The organism is Aeromonas sp. R6-2, assembly GCF_040908155.1.
Lineage (GTDB): Bacteria > Pseudomonadota > Gammaproteobacteria > Enterobacterales > Aeromonadaceae > Aeromonas > Aeromonas schubertii.
On the sequence record NZ_JBFODE010000050.1, the window covers coordinates 1 to 12,310 of the forward strand.

Consider the following 12,310-nt stretch of genomic DNA (forward strand, 5'->3'; position numbering starts at 1 on the left):
TTTGCCAAGGGCGAGTCGCTCGATGAGGCCCAATGGCTGGCGGTGCAAGCCACTATCGGCATTTACCGTCAGCGGCTGATGGATATCAGCTGGCTGATGCGTCTGCTGTGCGAGCCCATCGCCCGGCAGGCCAACCGGGAGGATGGCTGCACCGGACACTTCTGGGAGGGGCGCTTCAAGTCCCAGGCCCTGCTCAACGAATCGGCGTTACTTGCCTGCATGGCCTATGTGGAGCTCAATCCGGTGCGAGCCGCCATGGCCGAGACGCCCGAGTCGTCCGATTTTACCAGCATCCAGCGACGCATTCGGGCGGCGCTGGAAGGGAAACAACCCGATGAGCTGCTGCCCTTTGTGGGCGATGAGCATCAAGCCCTGACTCACGGCTTGACCTTTTCCCTGGCGGATTATCTCGAACTGGTGGACGAGAGCGGCCGCTGGCTGCGTGGAGACAAGCGCGGCGCCATGTCACCGGGTTGTGCACGCATATTGGCGCGATTGGGATTGCCCGCCGCTCACTGGGAGAAGCTGACCCGGGATTTTCGCCGCCTGTTCAAGGGGCCGGCCGGCACACCCGACGAGCTGGGCCATTTCTGCGAGCATTTGCAGCGCAAGCGGCGACAGGGGCTTGCCAACGGCCGGCGCTGGCTCTGCGCCTGACCATTTCCCTTCAATGTGCTCACTCGGCCTTCAGTCGAGGGGTCTTCATGCGTCTTTCCCCACTCACGCTCGTTCTGGGCCTTCCATCCCCGGGCCAACAGCGCTGTTGCCGGGAGAACAATGCCTCTCAGGGCACAGGGATAGATGGGGAAGGGGAGTCAGCAAGAGCAAGAGATCAGTTCAGCTCAACCATGCCTGTCCATGTTAAAAAGATGCCTGTCCTTATAAGAAGAGCTGGCTACCGCCCCTGAGTTACAGCCCCCAGTCTGCTGCCGTTAACCTGCACCGTTGCGAGAGAGGGCCCATGGGTGACTCCGATGAGACTTTGTCGCCAAACGGAGATGTTACTCACCGGCGTGACAAGGAAAAGGGAAAAGTGGTCGATTTCTGTGCCAGATCAATAAATTAATCAATGAAGCGACCGCCAGTCGAGGGACGGGGTGCAAAGAGAGAGGAGAAGGCGAGCCCCGCAAGGCTCACCCTATCAGTGCCTGGCGAGGTGGCGGCGCAGGCGAATATTGATCATCTCCACCGTCATGGAGAAGGCCATGGCGAAGTAGATATATCCCTTGGGTATATGGAGATCGACCCCTTCGGCCAACAGGGCGAAGCCGACCAGAACCAAAAAGGAGAGGGCCAGCATCTTGAGGGTGGGGTGGGCATCGACAAAGTCACCGATAGGCTTGGCCGCCACCATCATGATCCCGACGGCGATAACGATGGCAAGCACCATGACGGGGACGTGATCGGCCATGCCGACCGCAGTGATGACGGAGTCGAGGCTGAAGACGATATCGAGCAGGGCTATCTGGATCAGTGTGGCGATAAAACCGGCACCGATGCGGGCCGTACCATCGTCGGCGGTTTCTGCACCCTCCATGGTCTGGTGGATCTCGTGAGTACTCTTGGCGATGAGAAAGAGACCGCCGAGCAGCAAGATGAGATCCCGTCCCGAGATGATTTCACCGAGCACGCTAAAGAGGGGCGTGGTCAGGCGCATGACCCAGGCCAGAGAGAGCAGTAACAGGATGCGGGTGCCCATGGCAAGCCCCAGTCCCAGCAGACGGGCGCGTTGGCGTTGGGCTTCGGGCAGGCGTCCGACCAGGATGGAGAGAAAGATAATGTTGTCGATGCCGAGCACGATCTCGAGCAGGGTCAGGGTGGCGAGAGCGACCCAGGCGGCGGGGTCCAGAAACCATTCAAACATGATGTACACCTTCTGAAGAGACGCAGGAATGGTACTCCTCTTCGGATGGACAGGCGAGGGAGGGTCCCCTCAGGGGAAGAAGCGCTTGTAGAGGCGCTGATACTGCTCGCTCGCCAATACCTTGGTCAGGGCCCGTTGAAATTCGTCGACCGTCTCGTCACTGACGGCGTGGTTAAAGGCGAAGCAGAGCTCTTCGGCGCTCAGGGTATAGACCCGCTGAAACAGGGCCGGGTCGGCATCGAGCTCCTTCATGGCCTGGCGGGCGGCCAGCGCCCCGGCGGCGACCATCTCGACCCGTCCCGACATCAGCATGCGCAGCGCCTGGGAGAGCCGGTTGGCCGGCATGATCCGGGTGTCATCCAGCCCGCGGTTGAGCAGCAGTTGCTCGGCCACGTCGAAACGCACTGCCGCATAGGAGTGGCCATGCAAGGCACTCTCATCGGCCAGGGTGATCTCATGTTTGGCCAGGGCGAGCAGGACTATCTCCGAATAGCCGATGGGGCAGGCCCATTTGAACAGGGGGTTACGCACCGTGGTGCGGGCGGTCGAGAAGAGCACCACGTCCGGTTTCTGGGTCAACAGATAGTAGCCGCGAGCCCAGGGGATCACCCGCACCGGCTGCTCCGGTGTGCCGCTTTGCTGCCACACCTGCTTGAGGATCTCAACCGCCAGTCCGGCCGCCTTGCCCTCTTCCTGATAGTTGTAGGGGGGATAATCCTCGGTCAGATACTCAAGGCGACTCAGATCCGCCAGCAAGGGAAGGGGGCAGAGAAGCAGGCAGAGGATGAGCAGTGTTTTCATCGCAGGCGCCTTACTGTTTGCCCGGGAAGTACTTGTCCCGAATAGGCCCATAGCTGTCGCTGGCCAGCACCTGGTTGAGGCCGGTCTGGAAGCGCTTGACCAGCTCGTCGCTGACCTGGCTGCTGAAGGCATAACAAAACTGCTCTGAGCTCAGCATCCAGGCAACCTTGAACTGCTCCGGGTCGAGCTGCTGGCTGTGGATAAGCTCCATCACGGTTGTGCGATTGGTCGAGAGCAGAGTGGCGCGTCCCGAGGTGAGCATCTTGAGAGCCTGCTGCAATCGGTTGGCACTGAGGATCTTCCCCTCGTCAAAACCGTTGTTGAGAAGCAGTTGCTCCCCCACGTCGGCACGCACGGCGGAGATGGGATACTGCTTGGCATCATCGAGGCTTTTGAGCTCAGGGCTCTTCCCCTTGAGGGCAAGCAGCACGATTTCGGCGTAGCCGATGGGGCAGGCCCACTTGAAGAGGGGCTCACGGGCCGCGGTGCGGGCGGTAGCAAAGAGCACCACGTTGGGTTTTTGGGTCAGCAGGTAGTAGCCGCGGGCCCAGGGCATGATGGTGATATGCTGGGGCCGGGTGTTGGTCCGCTGCCATACCGCTTGCAGCAACTCTACCGAGAGGCCGGTGGGCTGGCTTTGCTCATCGCTGTAGTTATAGGGGCGATACTCTTCGCTCAGGTATTGCAGATCGCTCAGATCGCTTGCCTGGGCACAGCCCAGCATGAGCAGCGGAAGAAGGGACCAGCGCTTCATAGGCACTCCTTGCAGATGAGGGGTCTGGCCTAAGTGTTGACACACAATGGCCGGATCTCAACCTGCTTACCAGCGCGGACGTCGTTGGCCCAGTGGCCGTCCCTGCTCATCGGCCAACCCGACCAGCAGCAGATCCCCGCGATAGAGGCGAAACTCGCCAAACCGCGCCTGCGCCAGGGCCGCACCTTTCCCCTCCTCGAAGAAATAGGCATCGGGGCCGATCCGCCCCTGCTTCGGGAAGATTGCTCGTTCGTTTGCAGCCAGCGCTGCGGGGTTGCCATGCCCTCGCCGGGCGATGCCCCTTGCATCGATGACGATGACAAGCGGGGTACCCGGTCGCCACTGGCGGGCCAGCTCATAGTCAAGGCGCATATAGTCTCCCTGCATCAGTGAACGGGGATCGACCGGTGCCAGGGGCAGCAGCAATCGCTCTCCGGCGCTCAGGGCATACTCCCGCCAGAGGGTCATGCCGGCCAGCAGCAGCACTAGCAGCACGCCATAGAGGGGGATGAGGCGAGTGCGGCTCATGCTCTCCTCCCACGGCGAAGCAACTGGCGTGCGGCGAGCAGAGCCAGGCCGCTGGCGCCCAATAGCAGTGACTTGTGCATCAGGGTCAGATTCAGGTCGTAGTAGTAAAGACCAAGGCTCGCCACCAGGAGCAGCAATCCCAGGCTCCAGAGTCCGCGATGGCCACCATGAAAGCCGAGCAAGAGCAGCAGGGCGGCACCCCCCAGATGCGCAATGAGGGCTGCAGCCCCCATCAGGGGCAGGATCAGCGGCCAGGGAATGATGGCGCGTCGTGCCAGCAGGGCGAGCGGGGGGAGGCTCAGCAGCGGTGTCAGCCAGTAGGGAAGGCGAGAGGGGGCAAACCAGCCGAGGGGATCCAGGCTCCCTTCGCCGAGGGGGCTGGCCAGGGCGAGGGCGAGCAGCGCCAGGGCGATACCCAGTTGCAGGCTCTCCCACAGGGCGTAGTGGCGCGCTCGCCAGTCGCAGGCATACCAGAGTAGCAGCAGGGCACACAGAAGCAGGGGTTGTGCCAGGGCTTGCATTCCCACACAGGCCAAAGCCAGGGTCAGCAGCAGGGCGCTGGCAAAGCCGTGGAAGAGGCGCAGCAGCCAGTGGTTAAAGAGCAGGGCGATGGCCAGTGCCCCCAGGGCTGCCATCAGCCAGCGCTGCCCCGAGTGGAGATCACCTGTCTCCAGCACCCCATAAAGCAGCCAGCCGTCACCGGTGAGCGCCAGGGCCAGCACCAGCTGGGCCACCAGATCCCCTTCTCCCTGCCACGCCAGCAACAGACGCGCCGTCAGCAGCAGACTCGTTCCGAGCAGCAGGGCATGACGGGCTTCGAGCAGCGTCTCGCCGAGGGCCAGATGCAGGGCGATGAGCAAGAAGAGGGCCGCCAGCCAGCCGCAGGCGCCAAGCAGCAGACGGCTGCTCCAGTGCGGGGTGCGAGGAGGCTCGCCGTCCACCAGTCCGGCCTGGCAGAGCCGTTGCCAGAGAAGATCACTCATGGCGAGCCTCCCGGGCAAGCCAGCGTACGGCAGCGGCAGAGAGGGCGATGGCGAGCAGGGCCAGCAGCAGGGCGCCCATGGCGTCGACCTCTATCTGGTGAGCGACGAGGGCGAGCAGGACCGTAATAAAGGAGAGGGCACCCAGGGCCAATCCGGTCAGAAAGCGGCCATGCCAGGCGAGATAGGCGCAGGCGATCCAGCCGAGCCAGAGGAGCCAGGCAAGGGGTGAGGCAATCTCGGTGATGGCCAGCAGCACCAGCAGGGTGCTGCCAAGGCCGGCCGCCAGCGCCGGCAGTGCCTCGGGCAACCAGGTTCGGGGCAGGGCTCGAACCAGGGCCCAGAGCAGGCCGTTGCCGAGTGTGAGGCTCCAGGCCACCCCCTGCTCATCGAGCCAGTCCAGCCCACGGTGAGTCACCTGCCAGTAGCGCAGCAGCGCCACTTGGGTAAGCAGCCAGCAGAGGGCCCACAGGGTGGGAGAGCGGCCGAGCCAGGCCAGTGGCAAGAGGAGCAGGGCCCAGAGGGCGAACAGCTCATAAGGGTCGGCCCCGCTCTGATAGGTCTGCCCCATCAGGGCCAGCAGGGCCCCGAGATTGAGGGCGGCGAGCAGCAGGCTCCCCTCCCGGGTCGGGGCCGTGCGTCCAGGGTGGCTGGCCAGCAGCAGGATGGGCAGCAAGGGCAGCGCGACCAGCAAGAGACGCGGCAGGCGACCCAGGGCGTGCCAGTTGAAGGCGACAAAGAAGATAAGGCCGCCACCGAGCGCCGCGATAGCGAGCCCAAGCAGCAGGCGATCGAACAGCCAGTACCAGGCGGCGGGTGAGGGGGGCAGACCCAGCAGACGGTGGGCCTCCTCCCAGCGTGCCGGCGAGAGCCGACCGGTGCGTAACCATTCGAACAGGGGGGCGCGAGAGGGGGGAAACATGGCGGCTCCTTGCGAGATGACGCCGCCATTATTTCACGGTTTGGGGAAATTGTTAGGCCATCATCAGGGTGCTGACCCCGAGCAGCACGAAGAGCAGGGCACAGCCGAGGCGGATCCACTTGAGCGGAAGGCGGTCGGCGCCAAGCTTGCCAAGCAGCACCACAGGCACGTTGGCCAGCATCATGCCGAAGGTGGTCCCGGCGATCACCTGGAAGAAGGCGTCATATTTGGCCGCCAGCAGCACGGTGGCAATCTGGGTCTTGTCCCCTATCTCGGCGATAAAGAAGAGCACGAAGGTAGCCAGGAAGGGGCCGAAGCGATCGAGAGGGCTCTCCTCGTCGTCCATCTTGTCGGGCACCAGGATCCAGACCGCCATGGCGATAAAGGCGCCGGCTACCAGATAGGTGAGGGTCTTGGGATCGAGCCAGCGGCTTATCATTTCTCCCACCCAGGCCGCGGCGGCGTGGTTGAGCACGGTCGCGACCAGCATGCCGGCGATGATGGGCCAGGGCTTTCTGAAACGGCAGATGAGCAGCAGGGCGAGCAGTTGGGTCTTGTCGCCGATCTCGGCGATGGCCACGCTGATGGTGGAGGTGAGCAGAGCTTCCATAAATGAGAACCGGGGGACGGAGTCGTTATCAACCAAAGACTGGCAGGTGCCCTCCGTCCCCGGTTCAGGCGCCCGCCCGTCAAAGGTCTTGTCAACGGCTGATGCCGCGTCCTGACCATGGTGATTTGGCACCAAGTGTGTTGATCAGGACAGCCCCCTGCATGGCGTCAGGTGGCCAGACTACTCCCCCTCGATGGGAGTGCGCATTCTAGTGAAAAGCCCTGCCCGCGGCAAGGGCCTTAGCCTCCGACCAGCTTGACGGTAAAGCCAGCTTTCTCAAGCTCCCCCTTGATCAGGTCTCGCTTGTCCCCCTGGATCTCAATCACCCCCTCCTTGAGGGCGCCGCCGGTGCCGCACTTTTTCTTGAGGGTCGTGGCAATGGTCTTCTGCTGCGCCGCCGGGACCCCGTGCACCGTGATGACGCCGGCACCCTTGCGCCCCTTGGTTTCACGGCGGATACGCACCACGCCGTCATCGGGGAAAGGGGAGGCTGATGTGGGCGTGGTGGGCTCGTCGATGGGACCGCGATCGGTGGAGTAGACTAGGCGGCTGTTGGCATCGTGTGACATGAATCGTTCCTGAATTTGCTGAGCAGAGTTTGATTTTACGCAAAAAAAAGTTGGAATCACGGCCTATAATGGCGATCATAAAAACGAATTATTCTTGTTTAAGGTTAGGAGTCGGCCATGGATCTTGCAGATCTGGCGCCGGGACAGCGTGCCCGTATCGTTAACATGAACAGATTGAACCATCAGGTTCGTCGCAAACTGATGGTGATGGGGCTGCTCCCCACAAGCCAGGTGCAGTTCTTGCGTGCCGCCCCACTCGGGGATCCCCTGCAGATCCAGTGTGACGGGATCTGCCTCTCCATGCAGAAGAGTCTGGCCCGGCTTATCGAGGTAGAAGCAGTATGAAGTTGAATGTGGTGACCGTGGGTAACCCCAACAGTGGCAAGACCTCCCTCTTTAATGCCCTGACCGGCGCCCGCCAGCAGGTGGGTAACTGGTCCGGTGTGACGGTGGAGAAGAAGAGTGGCCGCTTCGATCATCGTGGCTTCGAGGTGGAGCTGATGGACTTGCCCGGCATCTATGGTCTGGGCAATCAGCATGACACCATCGACGAGCAGATCGCCAGCCGCTATATCCAGAGCCAGCGCCCCGACCTCTTCTTAAATGTCATCGATGCCGCCAGCCTCGAGCGCTCCCTCTATCTGACCGTGCAGCTGCGCGAGTTGGGCCTGCCGGTACTGGTGGTACTCAACAAGATGGACCTGCTGGAAAAACGCCGCATCGAGATCGACACCAAGGCGCTGGCCAGTGCCCTGGGTTGCCCCGTGATTGCTCTCTCGACCCGCAAGCCGCGTCAAATTGCGGCCCTCAAGGATGCCCTGCTCACCTTCACCGGCGATCAGTCCCCCTTGCGTCTCGACTACGGCAGCGAGTTTGAGGCAGCCATCGATGAGCTGGCTCTGTGTATCGGTGACGAGCACCATACGGTGGCCCGTGGTCGTGCCCTGCGTCTTCTGGAGGGGGACAGCAGTTTCCTCGGTGGGCTCGACGCTGAGCGCCAGGCCTCGGTCCGCGCCCTGATCGAGCGGATGCAGCAGGGGCATGACGTGGATCTGCAACTGGCCGATGTGCGTTATGGTCACATCCATGGCCTCTGCCAGGCCTATCGCCATCAGAAGGGCAAGCTCTCGGCGGCCGGCAGCGAGCGACTGGATCGGGTGCTGCTCAACCGCTGGGTCGGGATCCCCTTCTTCCTGATGGTGATGTACCTGATGTTCCTGTTCGCCATCAACGTGGGCAGCGCCTTTATCGACTTCTTCGATATCATGGGGGGCGCCCTGTTTGTAGACGGGATCAAGTACCTGCTGGGTCTGGTCTCGGCGCCTGACTGGATGAGCGCCATCCTGGCCGATGGCTTCGGTGCCGGTCTGCAGACGGTGGCCACCTTCATTCCCGTCATCGCCTGCCTCTACCTCTTCCTCGCCGTGCTCGAGAGCTCTGGCTATCTGGCCCGCGCCGCCTTCGTCGTGGATGCCCTGATGCGCCGCCTCGGCCTGCCGGGCAAGGCGTTCGTGCCCATGCTGATGGGCTTTGGTTGCTCGGTGCCGGCGGTGATGGCGGCGCGTACCCTGGGGGCCGAGCGGGAGCGGTTGATGACCTCGGCCATGGCCCCCTTTATGTCGTGCGGCGCCCGCCTGCCGGTCTACGCCCTGTTTGCGGTCGCCTTCTTCCCCCATAACGGCCAGGATCTGGTCTTTGCCCTCTATCTGCTGGGGATCCTGGTGGCCGTGCTAACCGGTCTGCTGCTGCGCAGCACCCTGCTGCCGGGCAAGAGCGAGAGTCTCCTGATGGAGATGCCGGACTATGAACTGCCGCGCCTCAATCACGTGCTGCTCAAGACCTGGCAGAAGCTCAAGACCTTCATCTTCGGGGCGGGCAAGACCATAGTGCTGGTGGTCGCTATCCTGAGCGTCTTTAACAACCTGGGTACCGACGGCCGTTTCGATCACGCAGGCGGTGAAAAGTCCATCCTGGCCACGGTCAGCAAGTGGGTCACCCCTGTGCTGCACCCGCTGGGGATCCGCGATGACAACTGGCAGGCAACGGTCGGGATCGTCACCGGTATCTTCGCCAAGGAGGCGGTCGTGGGCACCCTGAACAGCCTCTATGCCGGCAGTGCCGACGACGAGGCGGGTGAGTACAGCCTGCTTGGCAGCCTGCAGGAGGCACTGGCCACCATCCCGGAAAACCTCTCGGCCATCGATCCGCGCGATCCTATCGGCATCTCGGTTGGCGAAGTGGAAGATGCCGCCGTAGCTGCCGAGGAGCAAGAGGTCGATGTGGCCACCTATGGCAACATGCAGCAGCATTTCGACGGCGCAGCCGGCGCCCTGGCCTATCTGGTCTTCGTGCTGCTCTACATGCCCTGCGCGGCCGCCATGGGAGCTCTGGTCCGTGAGACCGGCCGTGGCTGGGCCACCTTCACCGCCCTGTGGTGCAACTACACCGCCTTCATGGGGGCCACGCTCTGCTATCAGGTGCTGACCTTCACCCGTCATCCCCAGCAGAGCCTGCTGTGGGTACTCTTCTACCTGATGATGACGGTACTGCTCTGGGTCGCCATGCGCCGCCACGGGGACATCATGGCCCGCAAGGCGGTGGTACTGTGATCCTGCGCGAACTGGGTGACTATCTGGCCCGGCAGGGCCGGGTCTCCCGGCGGGATCTGGCCCGTCATTTCGCCACCTCGGAAGATGCCGTCGAGGCGATGCTGGGAGTCTGGATGCGCAAGGGCAGGGTGCGCAAGTGCGCCAGCGGGGGCTGCAGTGGCAGCTGCTGCGGCCAGAAATCGGAGGTGCTTTTCGAGTGGTTGCCCGACGGCGAGATAGGGGTGGTGTTTCACCGCTGATTAAAGCGAGAGGGCCCGCATTGCGGGCCCTCTTTTCGTATATCGGCCGGGTCAGTGGTCGCCCATGTCGATGGCCCATCCGGAGGAGTCGTTGCTGTTGGCGATTTGTCCCTTCTCACGCCAGAGCTTGATCTTGAGGCGCAAGTTGTTGGCCGAATCGGCATTTTTCACCGCCTCTTCTTCTTCGATGCACCCCTCGACCACCAGTTCGAAGAGGGCCTGATCGAAGGTGATCATGCCAAGGGCCCTGGATTTCTCCATCACCTCCTTGAGGCCGCCAAATTCGCTGCGTTTGACCATGTCGCGTACCGTGTGGGTGCCGAGCATCACCTCGACGGCGGCGCGGCGTCCCCCCTCCTTGGTCTTGACCAGCCGCTGGGAGATGAAGGCCTTGAGGTTGTTGCCCAGATCTTGCAGCAGCTGGGGACGGCGCTCCTCGGGGAAGAAGTTGATGATGCGATCGAGGGCCTGGTTGGCGTTGTTGGCGTGCAGGGTGGAGATGGCCAGGTGCCCGGTCTCGGCAAAGGCGAGGGCGTGCTCCATGGTCTCCCGATCGCGGATCTCCCCGATAAGGATCACATCCGGTGCCTGACGCAGGGTATTTTTGAGGGCTGCGTGGAAGCTGCGGGTGTCGACCCCCACCTCGCGCTGGTTGATGATACAGCGTTTGTGCTGGTGGACATACTCGACAGGGTCCTCGATGGTGATGATGTGGCCGCCGCTGTTACGGTTACGGTGGTCGATGAGGGCCGCCAGCGAGGTGGATTTGCCCGAGCCGGTACCGCCGACAAACAGCACCAGACCCCGCTTCTCCATGATGGTTTCGAGCAGCACGTCGGGCAGCTTGAGATCCTCGAAGCGGGGGATCTCGGTCTTGATGTTACGGGCGACGATGGAGATCTCGTTGCGCTGTTTGAAGATATTGACACGAAAGCGCCCCACCTTGGGGATGGAGAGGGCCAGGTTCATCTCCAGATCCTTGGCGAAGGCGATGCGCTGCTCTTCGTCCATGATGCTGTCGGCGATACGGGCCGTCTCACCGGGGGGGAGGGGATCGCTGCCCAGGGGTTTGAGCACCCCCTGAAACTTGGCGCTGGGGGGGGCACCGGTAGAGAGATAGAGATCAGAGCCATCCTGGTGGGCCAGGATCTGCAGCAGGGGTTGCAATTCCATGGTGAGTCCTCGTGTCGCAATGGGTTGATTATAACCGCAAGGGGCCTGTATCGGCTCAACCGGTCAGTTTCTCTCGAAAGACGAAGAAGACGGCTCCCATCATGCAAAGGGCTGCCCACAGATAGTCGAGCTTGATCTCCTCTTTGAGGTAGAACACCGAGAAGGGGACGAAGACGGTCAGGGTGATCACCTCTTGCAGGATCTTCAATTGCGCCACCGTCAGCACTTGATGACCGATGCGGTTGGCCGGTACCTGCAGCAGATACTCGAACAGGGCGATCCCCCAGCTCACCAGGGCTGCGATGATCCAGGGCTTGTGGCCCATGTTCTTGAGATGGGCATACCAGGCGAAGGTCATGAAGACGTTGCTGCACAGCAGCAGGCCTATGCTGGTGGTGACGGGGTTCATGCTTTGTATCCAAAAGAAAAAGGGGGCTCTTTATAGCCCGGGCGGCTTGTGGGATAAAGAGGGGACACGGATGTGAGTTGTCGTGGCAAGGATGGTGTAATGAAGTGGTGGTATTGGGGACTGCTCTGGCTGGTCCCTTCCGTATGGAGTGCCCCCCTGGTGGTGGCCATGGATGAGTGGCCCCCCTTTCGCATGATGCAGGAGGGGCAATTTCGTGGTCTGGATGTGGATATCCTCGAGGCCATGGCCGAGCGAGCCGGCGTCGAGGTGACCATTCGCCGCTATCCCTGGGGGCGGGCACTCTCGTTTATGCAAAGTGGCAAGGTTGACCTGATGATGGGGCTGGCCCGCACACCGGAGCGTGAGCGCTATATCGACTATCTCGAGCCCTCCTATTACCAGTGCCGTCCCGCTTTCTACGGTCCGCCCGAGGTGGCGCTGCGGGTGCGCCGCTATGAGGATCTGCGCCCCCTTGAGCTGGGCTATGTGCTGAAGTCAGCCTATTTCGAGCCGTTTGATTCGGATCCCGCCTTGCACCGGCACGGCGTGCCGACCGAGCAGCAGTTGCTGGGCATGGTAGAGCGTGGCCACCTGGACCTGTTGATCGGTACCGACTGCCAGGTCGACTATGCCCTGGCTCAGTCGCCGGCACGACTGGTCAAGGCCCCCTGGCAGCCCGAGGCCAGGGTTAACCTCTATGTGGGGATGAGCCGGGCTGCGGGCCGGCAGACCCAGGGGGTTGCGCTGGCTAACGCCTTGGCGAGCATGGTGAAAGATGGCACTATCGAGCGCCTTGCCACCGCCTATCGCCCCCGGGTTAAGGAGCTCCACTGAATCTCTCCCACCATCAGC

15 protein-coding genes are annotated in these 12,310 nt (G+C 62.4%); 5 read left to right on the forward strand and 10 right to left on the reverse strand.

The window, feature by feature from the left end:
* The coding region (locus tag AB5Y48_RS13165) for a transposase (RefSeq protein WP_368164756.1) at nucleotides 1-657 on the forward strand (657 nt) is incomplete at its 5' end.
* Between the two features lie 484 nt (nucleotides 658-1,141).
* On the opposite strand, the gene AB5Y48_RS13170 is transcribed toward AB5Y48_RS13165, so the two are convergent.
* The 8 genes from AB5Y48_RS13170 to AB5Y48_RS13205 form a co-directional block, all read right to left on the reverse strand.
* The gene (locus AB5Y48_RS13170; RefSeq protein WP_368164758.1) at nucleotides 1,142-1,864 is read right to left on the reverse strand and encodes a TerC family protein; all 723 of its coding nucleotides are present in this window, start codon (nucleotides 1,862-1,864) and stop codon (nucleotides 1,142-1,144) included.
* A 69-nt stretch (nucleotides 1,865-1,933) separates the two neighbouring features.
* Nucleotides 1,934-2,665 (reverse strand): ABC transporter substrate-binding protein, encoded by a 732-nt coding sequence (locus AB5Y48_RS13175; protein ID WP_050664723.1) that lies wholly within the window; start codon nucleotides 2,663-2,665, stop codon nucleotides 1,934-1,936.
* A gap of 10 nt (nucleotides 2,666-2,675) precedes the next feature.
* Nucleotides 2,676-3,419, reverse strand: a complete 744-nt coding sequence (locus AB5Y48_RS13180; RefSeq protein WP_368164760.1) for a substrate-binding periplasmic protein — start codon at nucleotides 3,417-3,419, stop codon at nucleotides 2,676-2,678.
* Nucleotides 3,420-3,485: 66 nt separating this feature from the next.
* Nucleotides 3,486-3,947 (reverse strand): GDYXXLXY domain-containing protein, encoded by a 462-nt coding sequence (locus tag AB5Y48_RS13185; protein WP_368164762.1) that lies wholly within the window; start codon nucleotides 3,945-3,947, stop codon nucleotides 3,486-3,488.
* Nucleotides 3,944-4,930, reverse strand: coding sequence for a DUF4401 domain-containing protein (locus AB5Y48_RS13190; protein ID WP_050664725.1), 987 nt, complete (start codon nucleotides 4,928-4,930; stop codon nucleotides 3,944-3,946). The genes AB5Y48_RS13185 and AB5Y48_RS13190 overlap by 4 nt, the downstream gene beginning before the upstream one ends.
* Nucleotides 4,923-5,849 (reverse strand): DUF2157 domain-containing protein, encoded by a 927-nt coding sequence (locus AB5Y48_RS13195; protein WP_368164764.1) that lies wholly within the window; start codon nucleotides 5,847-5,849, stop codon nucleotides 4,923-4,925. Before AB5Y48_RS13195 ends, AB5Y48_RS13190 begins: the two co-directional genes overlap by 8 nt.
* Before the next feature lie 52 nt (nucleotides 5,850-5,901).
* Nucleotides 5,902-6,459, reverse strand: coding sequence for a TMEM165/GDT1 family protein (locus AB5Y48_RS13200; RefSeq protein ID WP_368164766.1), 558 nt, complete (start codon nucleotides 6,457-6,459; stop codon nucleotides 5,902-5,904).
* Between the two features lie 239 nt (nucleotides 6,460-6,698).
* Entirely contained in the window at nucleotides 6,699-7,028 is a 330-nt protein-coding gene (locus AB5Y48_RS13205; RefSeq protein ID WP_060585932.1) for a translation initiation factor, read from the reverse strand.
* Between the two features lie 117 nt (nucleotides 7,029-7,145).
* Here AB5Y48_RS13205 and AB5Y48_RS13210 point away from each other — a divergent pair, with 117 nt between their 5' ends.
* Genes AB5Y48_RS13210 through AB5Y48_RS13220 form a run of 3 tightly spaced genes read left to right on the forward strand, consistent with a single transcriptional unit; the run spans nucleotide 7,146 to nucleotide 9,876 of the window.
* Nucleotides 7,146-7,373: a FeoA family protein gene (locus AB5Y48_RS13210; protein WP_050664729.1), complete on the forward strand. Its 228-nt coding sequence runs from the start codon at nucleotides 7,146-7,148 to the stop codon at nucleotides 7,371-7,373.
* The gene (gene feoB, locus AB5Y48_RS13215) at nucleotides 7,370-9,637 is read left to right on the forward strand and encodes a Fe(2+) transporter permease subunit FeoB (protein WP_368164768.1); all 2,268 of its coding nucleotides are present in this window, start codon (nucleotides 7,370-7,372) and stop codon (nucleotides 9,635-9,637) included. The genes AB5Y48_RS13210 and feoB overlap by 4 nt, the downstream gene beginning before the upstream one ends.
* Nucleotides 9,634-9,876 (forward strand): FeoC-like transcriptional regulator, encoded by a 243-nt coding sequence (locus AB5Y48_RS13220; RefSeq protein ID WP_368164769.1) that lies wholly within the window; start codon nucleotides 9,634-9,636, stop codon nucleotides 9,874-9,876. The genes feoB and AB5Y48_RS13220 overlap by 4 nt, the downstream gene beginning before the upstream one ends.
* Before the next feature lie 51 nt (nucleotides 9,877-9,927).
* Here the strand turns inward: AB5Y48_RS13220 and AB5Y48_RS13225 are convergent, their stop codons facing one another.
* Nucleotides 9,928-11,049 (reverse strand): PilT/PilU family type 4a pilus ATPase, encoded by a 1,122-nt coding sequence (locus AB5Y48_RS13225; protein WP_050664732.1) that lies wholly within the window; start codon nucleotides 11,047-11,049, stop codon nucleotides 9,928-9,930.
* Between the two features lie 55 nt (nucleotides 11,050-11,104).
* Nucleotides 11,105-11,458: a DMT family protein gene (locus tag AB5Y48_RS13230; protein ID WP_050664733.1), complete on the reverse strand. Its 354-nt coding sequence runs from the start codon at nucleotides 11,456-11,458 to the stop codon at nucleotides 11,105-11,107.
* Between the two features lie 99 nt (nucleotides 11,459-11,557).
* On the opposite strand from AB5Y48_RS13230, the gene AB5Y48_RS13235 reads away from it, so the two are divergent.
* Entirely contained in the window at nucleotides 11,558-12,292 is a 735-nt protein-coding gene (locus AB5Y48_RS13235; RefSeq protein ID WP_224160022.1) for an ABC transporter substrate-binding protein, read from the forward strand.
* Nucleotides 12,293-12,310: the final 18 nt, after the last annotated feature.